Source organism: Chitinophaga jiangningensis, from assembly GCF_900142605.1.
Lineage (GTDB): Bacteria > Bacteroidota > Bacteroidia > Chitinophagales > Chitinophagaceae > Chitinophaga > Chitinophaga jiangningensis.
In genome coordinates, this window is the sequence record NZ_FRBL01000011.1 from 77,928 (window position 1) to 99,533 (window position 21,606).

Below are 21,606 nucleotides of genomic sequence, written 5' to 3' on the forward strand. Positions count from 1 at the left end.
AATTTTTCTTTGGTTGGATAACCAAAGATATTTCTTTTTTATTTTCCGAAACACGATAATTATCAGGAGTGCTTATAGCATTTTTTCGTGTATGCTATAAGATAAAAAATGTTGCATGCGCCTCACTTTACCTGATCAATTGTTTGCTTTTCAGGTACTCCCAAAAATCCGGGGAGATGTTATTTTTCACCATATCCATATTGCCTTTAACTTTAGCGGCCTTGCTGGTGCTCATAGCCACCGCAGTTACACCCGGCACGTTGAGCCCGAACTGCACGCAGGCATGCGCGGGATCCACCTGATGCATGGTGCAGGCAGCAAAAAACGCAGTGCGCCAGCGTAGCAACTCATGATGGGCCGGATCACTGCCATCTACGAGTTTGTAATTATAATAGTCCCCGCCGGTGAGGAAGCCACCATTAAATACGGCCGAGTTGATCACCGCCACTCCACGCGCCTGCAGGGATTGGATATAATCAGCCAGCTCCTGTGGATGCGCATGCAGGGTGAGACTATTAGCGATCATCACCCAGTCCAGTGGTATAATGCCTGTTATTTCACGGATGATTTTCCAGTTTTTGGCGCCCACTCCTATGGCCTTTACTTTGCCGGCTGCTTTCAGGTCGTGCAGGGCCCGATAGGCGTCCCTGATATCTTGCAGCTTTTTTTCGCGCTCTTTAGGTGTGCCGGCAGTAGCCAGGTATTCGTCCGGATCGTGTACGGATACAAGTTGTGCCGGGTAGTTACCCAGCAGTTGATTCCCTTGTTCAAAGCATTGCAGGATACCTTCATAGCTGATCCGCTGTTCGGCATCATGCTGAATATTTTTCCATACACCCGGCTCAAATGTAGGCTCGGCCCCGCGTAGTGGGATGCGATACCAGCCCAGCTTATTGCTGATCAGCACCTGCTCCGGCGGCACCTGCCAATGGCGGAGTGCAGCTCCCAGGGCTTCCAGGGCCAGGCCCGCGCCATATTTACCGGCCGAATCAAATACCGCAGGTTTGTCCATGTGCGCCAGGCATTCCCCTACTATGGCATTCTTCTCCTCCTGTGTAGGCGCCTGGTACAGGTTACCCAGACCGCTGGTACCAAAAACGACTTTTGAAAGATGCATGATTATAGTTAATTTGCGTTGAACTGGAATAGATAACGCGCCAAAAATAGTATTGCCTGTAGCCGGCAGCAATTACAATTAAGACTTTATTTTATACAAATCCGACCTAATGCTGTACTTTTAAGATTATGGGAAAGCGCCAGTTAAAACATTCTTTTTCATTGCTCCACGTAGACCATGTGCACCTGGATACCAGGTGGAATTATAAGCATGTGATCAGTCCTTATTACCGCTTGTATTATATTGATGATGGGGAAGGCACTATTTCTGACCCTGGGGCGCGGATTAAGCTGAGCCCGGGGAACCTGTATCTGATACCCAGCTTCACCCTGTGCAACCTGCATTGCAACAACTATCTGAGTCAATATTTTGTACAGTTTTTTGAGGAAGCGCCGGATGGGTTATCACTGTTTTACAACAAGCGCATGCTGATGAAAAAGGCAGCTACGGCGGGGGATATTGCCAATATTAAGCGACTCCTGCAAATCAACCCCAACAGGGGGATCAATCGATCCGACAATCCACGGGTATACGAAAAGCATGCGTTTTACCGGGAATACCAGGAGCTGAACAACCTGCAAAGTGATGCGGTGTACCTGGAAACGCAGGGCATACTGCTGCAGTTACTTTCCAGGTTTATGGATCAGCAGGAGCAGTCGCCGGATGGAGGGCAGGTAATTCCTTCCAAGATCATGGATACGATCAGCTATATTCAAATGCATCTGCGGGAACCTTTGACGGTAGCCTTTCTGGCGTCGCGGGTCAATCATAACCAGGATTATTTTTCCCGGCAGTTTCTGCAGTTTACCGGTCTGCGGCCATTGCACTATATGCACGAAAAGAGAATCGAGCGGGCGCAATATTTAATTGCCACTACCGATGCCGGCTATACGGAGATTGCGGCGGAAGTAGGATTTGATAATCTGCCTCATTTTTCGAAAGTATTCAGGAAAGTAACGGGGATGACGCCTAATAAATACCGGCTGCAAAACCGGATGGTGTAGCGCATTGACTTTTTTTCACGCAAAGCAGCATGAGGATTTTAAGCTCGCAAAGATTTATTGGGCTTTAGGCGCCTTCGGCGCCCTTACCGCGATCTTGCTTCACGCAAAGCAGCATAAGCAGGTAAGCAGCTAAGACCTGCAGTTTGCTCCAATAAGTTTGTTTGAATAAGTTTGTTTGAATTGGGAGAGACCTTTGGGCTCTCCCAATTCATTTTGTTGTCCACCGAAGGTAGACAACAAAATGAATTTAACAACAAAACACAATCCCTTAGCTGCTTACCTGCTTATGCTGCTTTGCGTGCAAAAAAGATCACATAGAAACCATCCTAGTCATCCAGACCTTTGCCTTCGAGGATGGCATCCAGGTATTTTTCCACTCTCTGTTCGCGTGTTTTAGCCTGTTTGGCGGCGGCGAAGTAGAGCAGGTAACCACGCTGGCGGCCGGGGGTCAGCGCTTCAAAGGCCTTTTTAAGTCCGGGTGTGGTATCGAGTTTTTGCTGGAATTCTTCAGGCACGGGGTATTCCTTTACTTTTTTGAACTTCACTTCCAGTCCTGCTTTTTCTATTTCAATAGCTTCGTATATGTAGGCTTTTATCACTGCTTTTAGCTTTACTATTTCTTTCAGAGATGTAAAGCGTATCTGCCGGGCTGCCTGTACGTTTTCTGTCTGCTGAATCAGGATGCCTTCCGGATCAGCCATCAGGCTGCCCTTATGAAAGAGGATGGCGCAGTAGTCTTTAAAACCGTGTATTAATACAACATTTTTTCCGTTGTAGGCGTAGCAGGGCTGACCCCACTTTAGCTCTTCTTCCAGCGGGCAATCCAGCATAATACTTCTGAGTGTTTCAAATTCTTTCTGCCATTTATCGGCTCTGTCGATGAAGGCATCTACTTTAGGATTCATAGTCAAATACGTTTATGCGTTAACAGTGGTCAGTTTGCGGTTTGCCGGGCGGAAGTACCACGATATTACAGTCAGTACAAGCAGTAGCAGCGGCGGCCAGATATCACTGAAACCCTGGCCTGCTACCATATGCGAATATATGGCACCGGACATGCAGAAGAAAAATCCTGCGTAGGCCCATTCTTTTACCAATGGAAACCGGGGTACTAAGATAGCGATTACGCCCAGTATTTTCCAGATGCCGATGAGGGTGAGCAGGTAGGCCGGATAGCCAATGGCTGCCAGCATTTCCACATCTTTGGGCTGGTGCATGATTTGTACTATACCGGTGGATACCATACCTAAGGAAAGCCAGGCGGTGGCAATCCAGTAAATGATTTTATCTCTTTTGGACATGTGGTATTATTTTAGTTTTTCTGCAACTTGTTGTAAACGGTTATGCGCCATGTTCATGCCTTTGTCCATGCCTATTTTCAGGAACTGATCACGCTCCGCAGGAGAGCCATAGATAATGTGCACGGTGAGCTTGCTGGTATCTTCTGTGAGCGGTTCGAACTGCAGGAACTCGAGCTGTATGCCGAAGCCGGTGTTTTCCATTTCGAAGGTCCTGGTGATTTTCCGGTCTGTTACAAATTCATGAAACGTACCGTTGGCGCTGAATACTACTTTACCTTCCTTATCGGACGTAGCATATTGCCAGTTACCAAATTTCTTACCGTCGAAGGCGAGCACTTTCGTACCCATCCACTGTTCAATGATATCCGGTTCGGCGTATGCTCTGAAGAGCAGTTCTACCGGCAGATCAAATTCGCGGGTGATCGTTAATTCCTGCTTATTTTCTGGTGCTTGTACCTGGGTTTTCCTTTCCATGGGATTTTATTTTTTGGTTTTGTATTGACGCATGATGTCTTCGAGTTTGTTGAACTTATCGTCCCAGTGCTGGCGGAACGGTTCAATGAAGTCGGCTATCTCTTTCATTTTGTTAGGATTTAAATGATAGTAAATTTCTCTGCCGTTCTGTTCCTGTCGTAACAATTCGCATTCCGTGAGTATGGCCAGGTGCTTGGATACCGTAGGCCTCGCTGTGTCGAAATTAGCGGCAATGGCGCCTGCCGTCATGGCGTGGGCGGCCACCAGTACTAATATGGCCCTTCTGGTAGGGTCAGCTATTGCCTGAAATACATCTCTTCGTAAATTCATTATGTAGCTATTTGACTACAAATATACATGTAGTCATTTAACTACACAAATTTATTTTTGATTTTTTTATAAAAATTCGGGAGAGACGAACTGCTGCCGGCAATTCATCTCTCCCGAAATAAAAAAAGAATACTTTTTACCTTATGGGATCAATACAGCTCTACCTTTTATTTTACCATTCCTCAGCTTATCATAGACTTCCAGGGCCTGATCCAGCTTATATTTTTCTATGTTGATGTGAATCTTTTGCTGCCGGGCCAATCCTATTACCTCCATCAGCTCTGTCCGGCTGCCCCAGTAGGGATTGGTCATGCTTACCCCAAATGGCAGTTCCATCATATTGTACTGGAAATTGCCACCGCCGAGGCCTACAATGGTAAGGTCACCATCCAGTGAAACAGTTTTAGCGCCCAGCTCAATGGTGGAGGTAGCACCTACGAAGTCAAGCACTACTTTCGCTTTTTTGATCCCGGTGATTTTTTTGATTTGTTCTGCCGCATCGGCATCTTTGGAGTTAATGCCGTAGGCGGCGCCCAGTTCTTTTGCGAAATCAAGGCGGTCCTGGGTTACATCGCACGCGATGATGGTGGCGCCGGTGGTAGCGCGCAGGATCTGCACGGCTACGTGGCCGAGGCCGCCGATACCAATGACCACCACAAACTCATCCGGCATGAGTTTATGCAGGGAGCGTTTGATGGCGGAGTAAGGTGTAAGTGCAGCATCTGTGAGCGGCGCCGCAATGATCGGGTCCAGGTCGTAGATAGGTACCAGCAGTCGTGAGGATGGCACCAGCATATAATCCGCCATGCCGCCATTTAAACCGAGACCGCCACCAAAGGGCAGTTCCGACTGGTGATCGCAATAGTTTTCAGCGGAATGCTGACAGGGCTTGCAATGACCGCAACCCCATGGACCGTATACCAGCACAGCATCGCCTTTTTTGAAGCCTTTTACACTGGGGCCAACCTCTTCTACCCAGCCAGCATTTTCATGACCTAATGTAAAGATGGCGCCGGCCACGGTACCTTCATCGATGATGTGTAAATCCGAGTGACACACGCCTGCTGCACCAATTTTCAGCAATACTTCATCACCCGTTGGGGAAGGCTTTTCCATGTCATTCACGACGCGAACATCTTTATGTCCGAAGAATCTTACTGCTTTCATATGAATGGTTTTAATAATCAGGCATTTTTTTGATAAAAAGTGATAAAAGCATCCACCGCTTTTTTAAGGAAGTCGCGGGTACCCTCATTTATCATGTTGCCGGCCTCATCGAAGTCTTTGCTGATGGAATGCATGTATACCTCAGGTTGCGCCATGGCGGGCATGTTCAGAAAAACGAGGCTTTGGCGCAGGTGATGATTGGCACCGAAACCAGAAAGGTTACCCGGTGAATTACTGAAGATGGCGGCGGGCTTGCCCGTCCATGCGCTTTTACCGTAAGGCCGCGAAGCTACATCCAGTGCGTTTTTCAGCACTCCGGGCACTGACCGGTTATATTCAGGGGTGATAAAGATGACGCCATCCAGTGCCCGGATGGTTTCCCTGAAAGTGACATACGACGGTGGCACCTCGTGGTGATCATCAAAGTCCTGGTTGTAGATGGGAAGGTCGTCCAGCGGAATAATGCTGAACTCAAAGCCTTCCGGGGCCATGCCCTGTACTACGCGTCCAATTTTCTTTGAAAAGGATTCCTTGCGGAGGCTGCCAGCGATGATGCCAATTACTTTACTCATAAAATTTCAGTTTGTTTATGATGATAACGAGGGCTGTACTAATCCGTGTAAACGTAACAACACAGAGGAGGAAATGTTCCATCGTTTTTACCGATCGTTTCCATCTAAAAAAAGATTAAAACAGATGAACAGAACTTCGGACCTTTGCTGAAATTTTTCATTCATGGCATATACATTCAGACAGGCAACACGTAACGACATTCCGGTTATATGGACCATACTGCAACAGGCAATCCTCCGAAGGAAAGCAGATGGCAGTGAGCAATGGCAGGATGGTTATCCCAACCAAGCAGTGGTACAACAGGATATTGCTAACGGTTACGGTTACGTACTTACCGAAGGTGATACGATCCTTGGCTACACTGCCGTGATGATCAACAACGAACCCGCCTATGCCGATATTCAGGGTAAGTGGCTCACAGACGGCGACTTTGTGGTATACCACCGTGTAGCCATCGATGAAGGTCAGCTGGGTAAAGGATTAGCGCAGGCCATGCTGAAAGAAATTGAAGGCTGGGCCCTGCGGCACAACGTACACAGTGTGCGTGCCGATACCAACTTCGACAACCCCGGCATGCTGAAAATTTTTGAGAAGCTGGGTTATAGCTACTGCGGGGAAGTATTTTTCCGTGGCAGTGCCAGAAAAGCATTTGAGAAGGTATTGCCGTAGCCACCGGCCATAACTTCTTTTTTTAAGTCCCTTAGCCTTGTTAACCACGTCATTGACATCTCCCTAACCCCAATACCCCTGGTTGAAATATCATGAAATAGGGATCGTGCATGCCGTTTGGCAATTTTGTCAGGCGATGCAGCGGCATTCCCCGCAATTAGCCGCTACAAGCCCCCTGAAACAAAATTGATCACCACTATCCTTTTTAAAAATCACAGATATGAGACCTGTATTAATGAATCCAAATCCCGGTTACACCATTCCCATCAACATGACCACCCGCAAAAAGGCGATCATGGACGGATTAAAGGCATATGGGATTCCACTGGAAGCCGGCAATGGTACCACCACCGGCACCTATAACACCCAGCTGGTACTAAATCTCCTCTACCAGCTTACGGGTGCGAATGGAGGCGACCCCGACTGGGCCAACCTCGCTCCCCCGGGCCCGGTACTGGTACCTACGCTAATCCTGTATTTTTCTACCAATACTGCCATGAAATACGGCAATGCAAGGGGCACGCTGATAGATAACTACGGCGAATATTGCAGTTATTGCGGCATGCCCGTGCAGGACAGTTCACTGGCGGTGGAACACTGTTTACCAAAACAGGTATTCCCATCCGTAATGCTTAATTACGATAACTTTTTCCTGTCGTGCCCCAACTGCAATTCCAACAAAGGCGCCAAGCCTACGTGGACAGACTCGTTTAACTGGGCGAGTTTCTACAACGGCACTCCCACCTCGGTGCAGGACGTGATGGATGGCGGGATGGACCGGCAAATGTGGCCGGATTCAGGAGAAACAGCCTGGGAAGGACTGCCTGTGGTTTACTGGAATGTTACCAGTAACTCCCGGCTGAGCAACAATAGTGCCCTTGATCTGGGCAACCAGTTAGCGGGCGTTTCGCAAAATATTGTTTATGCGCGCATCATTGGATTTGCCCAACCGCAGGCCGTAGCTGCTTTAATTGGCACTTATGGCTACAATGATCCAAAGGTGCAGGCTACTGAAGACAACTTCATTGCTATCGTAAACCTGAACCAGTTTGAGGCGAATAACTATTCGGATCGCAGAGTCACCAACCGTACAATTGTATGGCTGAACTGTATTACTTCACTAAGGAACCTCAGTAAATTTACGGTGGGTTCCGAAGGGTGGAACCTCATGCTGGGCCAGATATTTCAGACTGCTAAAAATGCAGGATTTTTTGAGATATGGTCCTGGATATTTTACACGCTGTATGGCCCAACCACGCCGGTTCCGATTTACAATATCTTCAGGACTGTTTCCTGCGATCCTACTCAGCCGCTCTATTACTTTCCAGGTACTGATATTAATGATCTTCCAACACAATAACTATTATGCGACCAGTAAAAAAAATACAACCAGCTTATCTTCGCACGCTGACTGAGACCAGCGCGGAAGCGCAAACGGCAAACATCCATCACGCGCTGATCGAATCAATGGGCAACTATTGTTCGTATTGCGAAATGCCGCTCAGCGATTATCATGTGGAACACATCCGCTACCTTGCTTCCTGGCCTGAAATTCTTCAACTGCGCCAATGGGACGACCTGCTGCTGATCTGCAACGATTGCCGATCGCACATTCGCGTACCCGAGTTAAACAAGGAAAGCGCCGATGCGATGCTATGGCCTGATAAGGACATCACTTTTTCGCTGCAAAATAGCCCATTTCTGTATGAGCTCAGAAAAGTGAACTATGTGGTAGAAGCCGATGGGGAGGTCATTTCATCAACACAAATGGAATTGGTATTTGTGGTGGCCAATAAAAATGCGGGTGAATCCATTTATGAAAAAGCGGTTAACACCATTACTCACTTTCAGTTAAACATGCAACTGGAATATTATGACGCGGCCACCAATGAACTACGCGTTCCGCTGGAGGAAGATCAGCAAAGGACCGACAACCGCATGTTTAAAAGAACCCGTGCATGGCGGGAAGCGGAGGAAGCATTATTACGCCTGAAGGCATTGGATAACCTAAAAGATGGTACTTCCGGCGATAAAACAATTATGCGGGAAGTGCTGATCAAACAGATTGCAATGACGGCATGGTACAGTGGCAACTGGTCCGTATGGATGACGGTATTTCATCAGCTGAGTGGAGACCTGGAGTTAATGAAAGCAGTGCTGGCCAGTAGTGAGCATCCTTTTACAGGGCTGAATAACGAGGCGAATGCGGTATTTGGCAGATAGTGCCGGTTACGGCCGGGGAAAGCTGGCAGCCAGCTCCCTGGCCGTTTCTATCAATTCTTTTCCGTTATCTTTCCCTTTAATGATTTTTTTGTTGACGTAATAATACCGTTCCTCATTCTTTTTACTTTTGTTATAATCAAAGTCTTTATCGTAAATAGGTACATTATATTTTAGGGTGATGATATAGGCAAAGATGAGTGCATCATCCTGAAAATAGTATTGTGCCATTTCCTTACCGGTTTCCCAATACGTGTTATCCATGATCAGCTTGAGGGTGTCTTTGGCGTAGTAGGCAACTGACATACCGCCTTCGGTGCTTTGCCCGTCTGCATGGGAAAGTTGTTTCTGTTTATACAGATTGAGGTGTATGTTGGTATAATACACGTGGTTGCGAATATCGGCGATCTGGTTTTTCTGAACGGGGAATAAGAGCAGCATCAGGAGCAATGACTTCATAAGAGTCGGATTTACGGCAATTAAGCTACGGAAATTTTATAAGATTTTGGATAAAAAAAACAGCTCCACTGTAAGATACAATGGGCTGTGATGTGAGTTTTCAAGAATGGTTTCAAAATTTTTTGCCGATGCCCAGGCTAACCACCCAGGTATCATATCCGTTAAATTTTATATCATACGTTATCCCCGGACTCAGTTCCCATGATTTAGGGAGTTCGACACCATACTCCACGCCTATACGTCCGAGGAAGAAAGATTCACCGGAGGCAAATTCACCGCCGGCGCCCAGCATTACCGCCAGCTTTTCTACCGGACGGAAAGCGCCTACCAGGCAGGAAGAAACGGGAAAACTCCTGTTGATGACCTTCTCTTCTCTTTCCACCTCAAAATCGTCCAGGATGATATCATTATGTAATCCGAGGCTCCATTTTTTGTTGAAATTGTAGTTATAGTCCAGGCTCCAGGAGGCTGCAATGAGCCATTTGCGGTCACCGCTTTCATTGAGGCCTTTGCTAATATGGGCGTGCCCGATAGCCACAGCTATTTCATGGTGTTTTTCTTCCTGTGCGTAAAGTTGATAGCATAACAACAGGCTGCATAACAGCAGGCAAGCGCTTTTCATGAGCGTCAATTTATTGGATTAAACCTGTAACCTGGAATAGAGATGAACTGCTAATGAGGATATGCGAGGAATGGGACATGCGTCCGAGTTTACTAACAGCAGACAGCAATAATTGTTTATATGACGGAATTATCTATTCCATTTATTTCTACCGAAGGAGTAGCTGACGGTTACAGAAGGGCCATTATATCCCCATTTGAAATAACCAAGCAGGTGCTCTTTATTCGCGTCCACACGGGCATTGAGGCCGGTATAACCTACGGCTACATCCAATCCTCTCCAGGCGCGGTAATTTACATTGAGGTTATAGGCAAGAATTTTTCCTTTGTAATCATTTACTTTCAGGGAGAAGTAGTCGAATTCCGCATTGAGGTACCATTTTTTTGCGAAGGAATAACTACCCCAGACACCCAGATCCGGCAGTGGTGCAGTAACGCCAAAATCATCACTAACGTTGGCGCCTACATTGTTGCCAGTGAGGCCGATGCCGGCATTAAGGCCTACGATGTGTGCACCTACCAGCAATCCTGCCTCCCATTTAGGTTTTACGAAAAACGCGTAACCATAGGAGAAGCGGTATATATTGGTGTTAAAGTGTGCATCTACTTCTGCATTTACATTATAGGTATGATCCCCGAAGGTGATGTCACGCTGCAACACTTTGGTGGAACTGCGGGCCACGCGGTAATACGTCAGGTTAAAGCGGGAATGCGGGGAGGCGCGCCATTGCAGGTCCGCGTAAAACGTAGAAGTGTTCCGGTTAAATCCCAGGTCATCCTCGAAATCCACGTTGGTACCTGCATTGCCGTTTTGCGTACCTACGGAAATATCCGTATTGTTGATCGGGAAAAATGCGCCCGCTGATACTTTATATTTTTCTACGTACCAGGGTGGTGAGGGTTTGGTTTTCTTTTGTGCATGTGTGGTAATGGTCAGTAACAGGCAGCATGCCAGGCATGCTGTAATCATCAGAAAGCGTTGATGCAATTGGTTTCCGGCGGTACTCATGGTACTTGTTTTGGAGTGATGAATATATCAAACTTCTATTCGTAGTACGTTTTGAGATGACTGCCGCTATTTGCTGTTTATGCCAGGGAGTGCTTGGAAAGGTATTTTACTAAAGGTAACATTTATTTATGTTATAAAAATCAGGAGGTTTAGGGAGATGTTGGGGCCGCCCGGGAAGACTACAAGTGCTATATCATTCTTTCGGTATCAGCAGGCCCGGGGGCCTGCCGTTACCAAAAGAGTCGTTGGAGCCTTCCCGCTTCCGGAATCCACACTACCATTTTTCTGAATTTATTTATAAGTTTGTACCGGACCAGACCATAATAAAAAATCGATTTTGCCAGGTGTGATACCATATGAGGAGGAGGCATTGCTTACTGCGATAGCGGAAAATGATACCGCAGCATACGCCTGTTTATATGACACATATTACAACACACTGGTATATTTTTCCCTCAGCATCATCCAGAATCAACAGCAGGCAGAAGACATTGCCACCGAGTGCCTGCTGAAGCTATGGCAGGCCCCAACCCGGTTTGAGTCGACCGGCAAACTCAGGGCCTACCTCTTTACCCTGGCAAGAAACGCCAGCCTTAATTATCTGAAGCACCTGCGCGTGCGCGACAAACACGGACCCGACATCTCCGGACAAACTGAAACCGACGTCAGTATTGAGTCGCTGATGGTGGAATCAGAGCTGATGCGCCTTGTATACGAAGAAATCGCCCGGCTGCCGGAAGCCTACCGGCAGGTAGTAGAGCTCCTGTACCTGCAGGACCTGCCATCAGCGGATGCTGCCACACAACTGGGCATCAGCATGGAAAACTTCCGCCAGCGTAAAGGAAGGGCTATTGCGGCACTTAAAACAGCGCTCCTGAAAAAAGGTGTGAGCGACCGTTTCCTGAGTATTTTATTTTTTTAAGATTTTTTTGTCACGCTTTGTAATAGTCAGTTGTTATACTGGAAATGGGGGACATGCCAACAGACGAACATTCATTGATGGACCATGCTTTTGAAGAGAATATAGCGCAGCTGCTGCACCGGCAGCTGACGGGGGAAGTATTATCCGCCGCGGAGCAGCAGGAACTGGAAGCCTGGAAGAATAAGTCTGTACACAACGCAGCACTCCTCCAAAAAATAAACGATGAGGCATCCATACATCAGCTGCTGCAAACCTGGCATAACATTGACCGAAACCGGGCGCAAAACAAAGTGCGTTTCCTCGCCATGCTGCAACCGCCGGTAGTGCGCCAACCCCGGCTACGCCTGCTGCGCAGCAAAATATTCCGCTATGCTGCCGCTGCCACCCTGCTAATTGGCATTGCTACCTTTTACTGGCAACAACAACACCCCAACAAACCAGCAGTCGCCTTCCGGGAAACCGCCCCCATAGCGCCTGGCAAGGAAGGCGCCATCCTAACGCTGGCCGATGGCTCGCAAATGGTGCTCGACAGCGCCGGAAACGGCCTGGTAGCCAACCAGAACGGTACCCGGATCATGCTGCAAAACGGGCAACTGGCGTATAACGCTGGTGGGGGAACCTCAGGCACCATAGCATTCAACACCGTTAGTACTCCTAAAGGCCGGCAATTTAAGCTGATACTCCCCGATGGCACCAGCGTATGGCTCAATGCCGCCAGCGCCATCACGTACCCTACTGCCTTTAACGGCCATGAACGTACGATTACATTACAGGGTGAAGCCTACTTTGAAGTAGCTACCAACGATAAAGCGCCATTTAAAGTAACCGCTGGCGAAGCCACCACCATTGAAGTGCTGGGCACCAGCTTTAACGTAAACGCATATACCAACGAAAATAACATACGGACCACGCTCCTTAGCGGAGCAGTGCGCATAAAAGCCTACCAGCAAACCGTTACGCTCAAACCTGCACAACAGGCGGCTGTGAAGCCATCCACCGCGCAACTGGTAGTACACAACGCGGTTAATACCGACCAGGTACTGGCCTGGAAAAATGGCCTGTTCAATTTTGAAAATGCCAGCCTCGACGAAGTAATGCGGCAACTGGAGCGCTGGTACGATATAGAAGTAGTTTATGAGAAAGGTATCCCTCCTACCCGCTTTGGCGGAGAGATCAACAAACAGAACACCCTGCAGGATGTATTGCAGATCCTGGAAGGTTCCAACGTACACTTCCAGCTACAAGGCCGTAAACTCATTGTAATGCCGTAAGCATACCAACTCATTCAATATCGCTAACAATAAACGTAACAGAATCATGACCTAATGTATCCCTGGGGAACAGCAGCAAAAAAGCCGAAAGCGCTTGCAACACTCTCGGCCGGCGGCTGGGCTGATCCCTCAACAATTTCTTAGGACGAATTGCTTTTTTATCAACCCTAACCAACACGTAAGTTATGGATTTTACTGCTTTTCCCAAGCCGTACCTGGATGCTATGCCTGTTCAGGAACCACCGGCTCAGGGGTTATCAACCAAAGTGCTGCCTGCCGATGGGCTGAAAGTCAAGCCAGGCCGAAGCGCAGGCGCAGCCACAATTTTTCTTGCTATGAGATTGACATTTTTTTTGCTTTTTGTCACACTGATGCATGTGCAGGCTGCCGTAGAAGCCCAGTCTGTGTCGGTATCGGGCACCAACATCCCGGTAAAGGCCCTGCTGCTTACCATCCGGCAGCAAACAGGCTACGTAGCCTTCTATAACCAGGATATGCTGGCAAATGCCAAAACCGTTTCTGTAAACGGTACGATCGAACTCCCGGAGCTGCTGAAAATTATGGCGAAAGATCAGCCGTTCCGCATGGAGCTGAAAGAAAATACAAAAACCATCATTATCACGCCAAGGCCGGAGCCTGTTAACGTCCTGCTCAACTATGCGGAGGCGCAACAGCCCTCCCCTAAAATATCCGGGCATGTGGCGGACAGCGTATGTAATTGTGCCCTTCCAGGAGCCACCGTCCGCGTGAAAGGCAAGCCCGCCACCGCTTCTACGGATGCACAGGGCAACTTCCAGATCGAAGCCGCCGCCGGTGATGTACTCCTTATCTCCTTCGTAGGATACCGCCCCACGCAATACACGGTCCGTAAAGACAAACAGGTATCCATCATCCTGGCACCCACCATTTCATCCATCAACAACGTGGTGGTAACCGGGATATTCAATAAATCAAAGGAGTCGTATACCGGTGCTGCTAAAACCATTACCGCCAAAGAGATTCAGAACTTCCAGGGAAGAAACATCTTTGTAACCCTCGGCAACATTGATCCTTCCTTCTACATCGTGCCGGATAACAATTTCGGGTCGGACCCTAACCACCTCCCGGATATCCAGCTGCGTGGCAACAGGAACCTGCCTAATATCGACCAGCTGCAGGACAACACCTCCGCCCTCATCAATACACCGCTGATTATTATGGATGGTTTCCCGATCACGCTGCAACGTATGATGGACCTCAACACCAACGAGATTGCCACCATCACCCTGCTCAAAGACGGACCAGCCACCGCCATCTATGGCTCCCGGGGCTCTAATGGCGTTATTGTGATCACCACCAAAGAACCTGTAGCCGGCAGGCTGCGCCTGACTTACAGAGGCGGCCTGAGTTTGAGTACACCAGACCTGAGCTCCTACCACCTGCTGAATGCGCGGGATAAGCTGGAACTGGAGCGACTCTCCGGATTTTACTACAATTCTACAAAGAGTCCCCAGCAAAACATCAACCTCCAAACCTATTACAATGAAGTGAAAGGATTGGTGGAAAGCGGGGTGAATACCGACTGGATGGCACAGCCCCTGCGCAACGGTGTGGACCAGCAGCACTCCCTGCGACTTGAAGGTGGGGACGCTGCCTTCCGCTATGCACTCATCGGCGATATCCATAAAATACAAGGCGTCATGAAAGGTTCCGACAGGCAAACCATCAACGGAACCGTGGACCTCTCCTACCGGCTGAAAAAGTTAAACTTCAGGAATAGTCTGACCGTGGGTAGTGTGAAAGCCAATCAATCGCCCTGGGGCGCCTTTGGGGATTATGTAAAACTCAATCCTTACTGGAGTCCTTACGACTCCTCCGGGCACATCGCCAAAACCTTTACTCCCTTCAGCTACGATTACTGGGTACAGAAAAACGGTACCGGCGGAAAGCCTTATGCCAACCCGATGTATGATGCTACGCTGAATACATTTGACCGCAATCAATACCTGAATATCATCAATAACTTTCAGGTGGACTGGACGCCGTTTAACCACTTCACCGTGCGTGGCGGACTGGGCATCAACGCCACCAATGCCAATACAGATAACTTTAAACCTGCGGAACACTCTGCCTTTGCCGGTTACAGCGATGCCGACATCTTACGTAAAGGCACCTACGATTATGGCAGCGGCAGATCGTTTAGTTATACCAGCACGCTGAATCTTCAATATAGCAACCTGTTTAAGGGTTTGCATTTCCTGAGCATCGGGGCGCAGCTGGAAGCTGCCGAAGATAAAAGCACCAACTACACCTTTGCGGCGGAAGGATTTCCGGATGCCAGCATCGACTTTTTAGGCATGGCCCTCCAATACCAGAAAGATGGTAAACCCGGAGGCAGCGAAGCTACCACCAGGCGGGTAAGCGCCGTAGGTAACGTTAGTTACAGCTACGATGACCGCTACTTTGCCGATGCCAGCTATCGTGTGGATGGTGCTTCCCAATTTGGTACCAATAGTCGTTTTGCTCCTTTCTATTCCCTGGGCGCCGGATGGAACCTGCATCACATCGATTTCATTCATAACAACCTGCAGTTCGTAAACAGGCTGAAATTGCGCGGTTCCTACGGCGTTACCGGTAACCAGGCGTTTGCTGCCTATCAGCCGCTGGCTACCTATGGCTACATCATCAATGATCACTATAAAAACTGGCTGGGAGCCACCCAAACTTCACTGGGCAATCCTAACCTGCAATGGCAGAAAAACCAGAAATACAACGGTGGACTGGAAGCGGAACTATTCCGTGGCAGGATTAACATCGTAGCGGATGTATACAGAGAAAGGACTTCTAATTTGCTCAGCTCACTCGAATTACCTTACTCCAATGGGTTTACCAGTTACATCGAAAACATCGGCCAGCTGGAGCAGCGAGGCTGGCAGGCCAGCGCTACGCTGATGCTGATCCAGAATGATGCACGCCGCATCAGCTGGTCCGTAACAGGAAACATTGCACACAATACAGATCAGATTGTGCAGTTGTCGCAAGCCATGAAGGCTGCCAACGAAAAGCTGGCGCTGCAAACCAACGGCAGCACGCCTAATAAAATCATCCGCGAAGGTGCTTCACAGAATACCATCTACGCCGTACGCTCGCTGGGTATTGATCCCAGCACCGGCAGAGAGCTGTTCCTGACCCGCAAGGGCGAGGTGACCTACTCCTGGAATGCTGCTGACCGCGTAGCAGTCGGCCTCAATCAGCCAACCTACCGGGGCAACTTCAGCACACTGGTACGTTACAAAGGCCTGAGCATGAACGCTTCCTTCGGTTACCGCCTCGGTGGACAAATCTACAACCAGACGCTGGTAGACCGCGTAGAAAGTGCAGATAAGTTCTTTAACGTAGACGCACGCGTATTTACGGACCGCTGGAAACAGCCGGGGGACAAAGCTTTCTTCAAGGGTATCAATGATTACTCGGTGATCTTCCCTTCTTCCCGGTTTGTGCAAAATGAGTCGACCCTTACCTGCCAGAACATCAATATCAACTATAATGTGCTGGACAAGGTATGGCTGCAACACATCGGGCTACAGGCGCTTACGCTGTCTGCCAATACCGGTGAGCTGTTCTACCTCTCTACCGTGAAGCAGGAACGCGGGCTGGATTATCCGTTTACCAGACAGGTTTCCTTTAATGTGTTTGCCACTTTTTAAAACCGATCAAACATGAAACGACTAACTATCACGACTATACTTTTCGGCGCGCTGGCATTCAGCAGCTGTAACAAATACCTGGACGTAACACCGCGAGCGCAAACGACCAAAGACCAGCTCTTCAGCACGGAGAAGGGTTTCAGGGATGCACTCACCGGCGCCTACATCCAGATGAAGAGTAACAATACCTATGGCGGTGGCCTGATGTGGAGCACCATTGAATATATGGCGCGTAACTGGGATGTATCCGGTAGCAGCATTGCCATTACCAACCTTACCAATGCCAACTACAACGATGCACAGGTAAGAGGTATGCTGGATAATACCTATGCCGACCTTTACAAAGTAATCGCCAGTGTAAATAGTATTCTGGAGAGAATTGACGGCCAGCAATCGGTATTTACGGGTAACAACTACGCGTTAATCAAGGGAGAAGCGCTGGCGCTGCGCGCCTTCAACCACTTCGACGTACTGCGGATGTTTGGCCCTATGCCGGACAATCCAGGCACCAGTACGCTGCTGCCTTATGTGACGGAAGTAACCCATGATATTATCACGCCGGTAGCCTACCAGGAGTTTGCAAAAAACATCCTGGCCGACCTAGACGCTGCGGAGGCGCTGATGAAAGACAAAGATCCAATTCTCAGTTACTCACTGGCAGAACTTAACCCGGTGGCTAATTCCAGCACACCACCGGTAGTGGCAGACAATTTCTATATGTACCGCCAGATCAGGCTGAACTACTATGCCGTGCTGGCGCTTAAAGCCCGGGTGTATATGTACCTCGCAGCCACTGACCCCGCCAACAAAGCCAAAGCTGCTCAGTATGCACAGCAGGTGATAGATGCGAAGGACCGTACAGGCCGTGCTACGTTCAGGCTTGGCCGTGAGAGCGACCGCGTGGCGGGGGATTACCTGATGTCGCCGGAGCATATTGCGGCACTCAGCGTATACAACCTGGAAACCATAGCTACCAGCACGTTTGGCGAAACAGGATCGCTCGTGCGTACGGACTTCAATGTACAGGACGGGTTTTATTATCTCAACAACCTTTTCCCGGTGGCAGAACGCACTTCAGATGTAAGGTGGAAGGAGATGTGGGTGTATAAGGTGACCAATACTTCCTATGTGATGTACCGTAAGTTTATACAGAAGCCTTCGGCGCCGGTGTTGCAGGTACCCCTGCTGCGCCTCAGCGAAATGTACCTGATACTCACCGAATGTGCCGCCACCAAAGAGGCTGCAGAAACCTGGTACCGTGCATACTGTAGCGAAAAAGGAATTCCCTTCCCTTCCGGCTTTAATGCGGCTGCCTGGGAAACGGACCGCAAGAACAAAATGATCCGCGAGTATGTGCGGGAGTTTTACGGGGAAGGACAAACGTTTTTTACCTACAAACGCTATAACGTGGCTACACTGCCTGCCAGCTGGACGTACAGCTATTATACCGGCAACCCTGCCAGGTATGTGGTGCCTAAACCTGATCGGGAAATAAATTATAACAACAAATAAAGACAGCCATGAAAAATATAATCTGCATTTGCGCTACCGCCCTGGTGATTGTTTCGGGCTGCAAAAAATCGCCTTACCTCTCCTATAGCGATATTGCGCGGGTACAAATGAGTGATACCACTACACAAACGGCTACTTTTGTTTTTGAAAACAAAAGCGTGGTGCAGGATACGGTGTACATAGATATTAATACCATCGGCGGAATAACGCCGTACGACCGGCCGGTGAAGCTGATGCAGGTGCCGGAAGTTACGTATACCTATAAACGTGACCCTGTCACCAACCAGATCATAGACAGCATTGGCACAGAGTTACCTTTCAAGGCCCAGCCGGGCGTGCATTATGTGGACTTTAATGATAAAGCTGTACAAGGCATTATGGTCGTAAAAGCGAATGAGGCTACGGCTAAAATTCCTGTTATTTTATTGAGAGATGCCAGTCTCGCTACGAACACCTACCGCTTGCGTATACAGTTGGTAGCTAATGACCAGTTTGGGTTAGGAGAGAAAGCAGCCCGCGAAAAAACGCTGACCTTTTCTGATCACCTGGAGCGTTTTAAATCGTGGCAAACGGATAACGGCTTCTCACCGGCCTACAACTGGTTTAACAAGTACAGCACCGGTAAGCACCAGTTTATGATTGATGTATTGAAACAAAATATTGATGAGGCCTGGTACCAGGCTGCCAACTCCAATGGCTCCCTGCGGCAGTTTGTGACCGTACTCAAAGAAGCATTGGCGGCGTTTAACAGCGACCCGGCCAACATTGCCAGCGGTAAAGCACCTGTGCGTGAAAACGCTTCACCCACCAGCCCGGCGATTACATTCCCTTAATTCATCAACCAACAATCACATGAAACGAATTAATATATTCATAGGACTGCTTGGCCTGCTGGCCATTGGCTGTACAAAAGATAAAAGCACCGGTGTTACACAGCAATTGCCGGCGTTCGATGTAGCCGGTGTTCCGGATACCATTAACCTGTACACCCACCAGGATACGCTGCGCCTGAGCCCTGCCGTGGCCAGTGAAAATACTTACGACTATTACTGGACCAATATCAGTGCGAACTTTGTATCTCTCTATGGTAACAGGAACAAAACTGATACGCTGGCATTTACCAAAAACCTGGAACTCCCGGTGAAGCTTGATCCAGGTCAGTACTACCTGATCTTTAATGTGAAGGATAAGCGCACCGGCGTGGTGAAAGGGAAGGAAATTATCTTTAACGTGTCCACGCGGAATGAGAATGGCTGGTATCTCATTAAAGACAATAACGGGAAAACAGATGTGGACTTCATTTATAAAACCGGCAGGATTGATAACTGGATTGCCTTTAACAACGGTAAGAGCCTGGATGGAAATGCGGTGAAAGGTTTATTCAGCGGGGAACTGCGTACCACGCTCACTTCTCCCGACCTGTTTGGCGGCCTGGTGGTACTCTCCGAAAATGATGCCGCTATTTACCGCGTGAGCAATGGCGCACAGGTATATGGTTTCGACAGCATGTTCTTTTCAAAACCCGCCAATCGCAACCCTCAGAATGTGTTTCAGCCGATGCCATCCGGCAACCTGATGCTGATCAACGACAATAAGGCTTATTGCATGACCAAAGGTGCACTGTTTACCAACCTGCCGCAAACCTACACCCCTTCGCCACTGGCGGTGGTAGGGGCTATGGACCTGGGTTGGGATATTAAAACTAAATCCATCTTCTGCTATAACGGTGCCGCCTATGCGGCGCTGGCCAAAAACGGGGACAATCTTAAAAACATGACTGCAGACCTGCTGTGGATGGGTGGCTATCCGGGTCCGCGCAGTGTGGCACTCACCCTGTTCAGACTGCCTGACCAGCGGGGTATGCTGTACAAGCTGAACACACTCTATGGCTTCCTGCTGGGTAGTGATTCGCTGATCATGAAACGGGATACGCTCGCTCCTACACACGGACTGATGAAAGCCAGCAAGATTGCAGGAAATTATGATTCGGACTATATCTACTATGCCGTTGGCAACGCGATTTACCTGACTGATGTAACCACAGCTACGGAGCGCTTACAGGTAACCCTGCCGGAAGGTGAGGTAGTAACGGACATCCAGCATATCAAATATCCGGTGCCGGCCACTAATGTGGTGTATACCACCGACTACCTGGCCATTGCCACGTATAAGGATGGCCGTTATAAGGTATGGCTGCATAAGATCAGCTCCATTGGCACCATACAACCACTGGCGCAGCCTTCCTTTGAAGGAACAGGCCGTATCAACACGATCATCTACATGGAAAAAGGTGTAGGCAGCCGCGTTTTCTAAAACCATCAAACAATATAGCAACCCCTCCTGTACCGGTGTACACCACTGGTACAGGGGATTTCATGCCATCAAACTTATTTACATACCATGAAAAGTACACTCCTGGCAGCCCTCGCCTGCACACTCGGTAGCAGCGTGATGGCTCAGCAACAAGTAACGGAGACGGCTATACTCTCCGCACAAAAGCAGGAGCTAACCGCCTTCCTCGCAGCCGCTGATCAGCAACTGGCCACCTGCCAACAAAACTATTATGATGCACAAAAAGCAAAGGGCCACTACGACACCATCGGCCTCGGCGAATGGCGCTACCAGATGAAACTGCTGAAGCAGGCTCGCAAAGCGAAGGAGATCGATTTTATTCAACAACATCCGGATTACATGGTAAGCCTGGAAGCTTTGAAAGATGTGATTGGCCCATTGCCGGATGACATCAGCAGCTACAAAGCGCTGTTCATGGGCCTGCAAAAAAACGTCCGCAAGAGCGAAGCGGGTAAGAGCACTGCGGCACTGATTGAAAAATACATGGCCGTGCGGGTAGGTGCAACGGCACCAGCCTTTGCCTCGACAGATACCAGCGGCAAGTTAGTGCAGCTCAGTGATTACCGGGGTAAGTACGTGCTGGTGGACTTCTGGGCCAGCTGGTGCGGGCCTTGCCGCGAAGAAAACCCGGTAGTGGTAAAAGCTTACAACACCTTCCGGCACAAGAACTTTGAGATATTGTCGGTATCACTGGACCAGGTTGGCAAGCGGGCTGACTGGATCAAGGCAATTGAAAAAGACGGGCTCACCTGGCAGCATGTTTCCGACCTGAAATACTGGGACAGCGAGGTAGGGAAAAAATATATGGTGCGGTCTATCCCACAAAATTTCCTCATTGATCCGAAAGGAAAAATCATTGCCAAAGACCTCCGCGGCGAGGCATTATCACAGCAACTACAAGAATTACTTAAATAGAACC

General features: G+C 48.8%; 21 protein-coding genes. 11 read left to right on the forward strand and 10 right to left on the reverse strand.

Translation table 11 applies throughout. The features are described from left to right. Positions 1 to 127: 127 nt before the first annotated feature. Entirely contained in the window at positions 128 to 1,117 is a 990-nt protein-coding gene (locus BUB18_RS25715) for an aldo/keto reductase (RefSeq protein ID WP_073086668.1), read from the reverse strand. 161 nt (positions 1,118 to 1,278) lie between these two features. Between BUB18_RS25715 and BUB18_RS25720 the strand changes: the two genes are divergently transcribed. Beyond that, entirely contained in the window at positions 1,279 to 2,121 is an 843-nt protein-coding gene (locus BUB18_RS25720; protein WP_245805738.1) for an AraC family transcriptional regulator, read from the forward strand. Between the two features lie 326 nt (positions 2,122 to 2,447). On the opposite strand, the gene BUB18_RS25725 is transcribed toward BUB18_RS25720, so the two are convergent. The 6 genes from BUB18_RS25725 to BUB18_RS25750 form a co-directional block, all read right to left on the reverse strand. Then, positions 2,448 to 3,026 (reverse strand): YdeI/OmpD-associated family protein, encoded by a 579-nt coding sequence (locus BUB18_RS25725; RefSeq protein ID WP_073086672.1) that lies wholly within the window; start codon positions 3,024 to 3,026, stop codon positions 2,448 to 2,450. 12 nt (positions 3,027 to 3,038) lie between these two features. Then, entirely contained in the window at positions 3,039 to 3,422 is a 384-nt protein-coding gene (locus tag BUB18_RS25730; RefSeq protein WP_073086674.1) for a DoxX family protein, read from the reverse strand. A gap of 6 nt (positions 3,423 to 3,428) precedes the next feature. Further along, positions 3,429 to 3,896, reverse strand: coding sequence for an SRPBCC domain-containing protein (locus BUB18_RS25735; protein ID WP_073086676.1), 468 nt, complete (start codon positions 3,894 to 3,896; stop codon positions 3,429 to 3,431). 6 nt (positions 3,897 to 3,902) lie between these two features. After that, positions 3,903 to 4,226 carry an ArsR/SmtB family transcription factor gene (locus BUB18_RS25740; RefSeq protein ID WP_073086678.1) on the reverse strand — a complete coding sequence of 108 codons (324 nt, stop codon included), beginning with the start codon at positions 4,224 to 4,226 and terminating at the stop codon, positions 3,903 to 3,905. Positions 4,227 to 4,367: 141 nt separating this feature from the next. Continuing rightward, positions 4,368 to 5,393, reverse strand: a complete 1,026-nt coding sequence (locus BUB18_RS25745) for an NAD(P)-dependent alcohol dehydrogenase (protein WP_073086680.1) — start codon at positions 5,391 to 5,393, stop codon at positions 4,368 to 4,370. Between the two features lie 17 nt (positions 5,394 to 5,410). Next, positions 5,411 to 5,965 carry an NADPH-dependent FMN reductase gene (locus BUB18_RS25750; RefSeq protein ID WP_073086682.1) on the reverse strand — a complete coding sequence of 185 codons (555 nt, stop codon included), beginning with the start codon at positions 5,963 to 5,965 and terminating at the stop codon, positions 5,411 to 5,413. A 163-nt stretch (positions 5,966 to 6,128) separates the two neighbouring features. On the opposite strand from BUB18_RS25750, the gene BUB18_RS25755 reads away from it, so the two are divergent. From BUB18_RS25755 to BUB18_RS25765, 3 genes are all read left to right on the forward strand, one after another. Then, entirely contained in the window at positions 6,129 to 6,635 is a 507-nt protein-coding gene (locus tag BUB18_RS25755) for a GNAT family N-acetyltransferase (protein ID WP_073086684.1), read from the forward strand. Between the two features lie 220 nt (positions 6,636 to 6,855). Continuing rightward, positions 6,856 to 7,995: an HNH endonuclease gene (locus tag BUB18_RS25760; RefSeq protein ID WP_073086686.1), complete on the forward strand. Its 1,140-nt coding sequence runs from the start codon at positions 6,856 to 6,858 to the stop codon at positions 7,993 to 7,995. A gap of 5 nt (positions 7,996 to 8,000) precedes the next feature. After that, positions 8,001 to 8,858 (forward strand): HNH endonuclease family protein, encoded by an 858-nt coding sequence (locus tag BUB18_RS25765; RefSeq protein WP_143160104.1) that lies wholly within the window; start codon positions 8,001 to 8,003, stop codon positions 8,856 to 8,858. Positions 8,859 to 8,864: 6 nt separating this feature from the next. Here BUB18_RS25765 and BUB18_RS25770 read toward each other — a convergent pair whose 3' ends face one another. From BUB18_RS25770 to BUB18_RS25780, 3 genes are all read right to left on the reverse strand, one after another. Next, positions 8,865 to 9,314 carry a hypothetical protein gene (locus BUB18_RS25770; protein ID WP_073086690.1) on the reverse strand — a complete coding sequence of 150 codons (450 nt, stop codon included), beginning with the start codon at positions 9,312 to 9,314 and terminating at the stop codon, positions 8,865 to 8,867. Positions 9,315 to 9,426: 112 nt separating this feature from the next. Then, positions 9,427 to 9,936 carry a hypothetical protein gene (locus tag BUB18_RS25775; protein WP_073086691.1) on the reverse strand — a complete coding sequence of 170 codons (510 nt, stop codon included), beginning with the start codon at positions 9,934 to 9,936 and terminating at the stop codon, positions 9,427 to 9,429. Positions 9,937 to 10,065: 129 nt separating this feature from the next. Continuing rightward, positions 10,066 to 10,944: a porin family protein gene (locus BUB18_RS25780; RefSeq protein ID WP_073086693.1), complete on the reverse strand. Its 879-nt coding sequence runs from the start codon at positions 10,942 to 10,944 to the stop codon at positions 10,066 to 10,068. A 346-nt stretch (positions 10,945 to 11,290) separates the two neighbouring features. Between BUB18_RS25780 and BUB18_RS25785 the strand changes: the two genes are divergently transcribed. From BUB18_RS25785 to BUB18_RS25815, 7 genes are all read left to right on the forward strand, one after another. Next, complete coding sequence (locus BUB18_RS25785; protein WP_178372210.1) at positions 11,291 to 11,866, forward strand: RNA polymerase sigma factor; 576 nt, start codon at positions 11,291 to 11,293, stop codon at positions 11,864 to 11,866. A gap of 53 nt (positions 11,867 to 11,919) precedes the next feature. Next, complete coding sequence (locus tag BUB18_RS25790; RefSeq protein ID WP_073086697.1) at positions 11,920 to 13,137, forward strand: FecR family protein; 1,218 nt, start codon at positions 11,920 to 11,922, stop codon at positions 13,135 to 13,137. Between the two features lie 335 nt (positions 13,138 to 13,472). Continuing rightward, a complete protein-coding gene (locus BUB18_RS25795) occupies positions 13,473 to 16,823 on the forward strand; it encodes a SusC/RagA family TonB-linked outer membrane protein (RefSeq protein WP_245805739.1) in 3,351 nt (1,116 codons plus the stop codon). A 12-nt stretch (positions 16,824 to 16,835) separates the two neighbouring features. Beyond that, complete coding sequence (locus tag BUB18_RS25800) at positions 16,836 to 18,335, forward strand: RagB/SusD family nutrient uptake outer membrane protein (protein ID WP_073086701.1); 1,500 nt, start codon at positions 16,836 to 16,838, stop codon at positions 18,333 to 18,335. Positions 18,336 to 18,343: 8 nt separating this feature from the next. Next, a complete protein-coding gene (locus BUB18_RS25805; protein ID WP_073086703.1) occupies positions 18,344 to 19,168 on the forward strand; it encodes a DUF4843 domain-containing protein in 825 nt (274 codons plus the stop codon). A 19-nt stretch (positions 19,169 to 19,187) separates the two neighbouring features. Continuing rightward, positions 19,188 to 20,648, forward strand: coding sequence for a PKD-like family lipoprotein (locus BUB18_RS25810; protein ID WP_073086705.1), 1,461 nt, complete (start codon positions 19,188 to 19,190; stop codon positions 20,646 to 20,648). A gap of 87 nt (positions 20,649 to 20,735) precedes the next feature. Next, entirely contained in the window at positions 20,736 to 21,602 is an 867-nt protein-coding gene (locus BUB18_RS25815) for a peroxiredoxin family protein (RefSeq protein WP_073086707.1), read from the forward strand. Positions 21,603 to 21,606 lie beyond the last annotated feature (4 nt).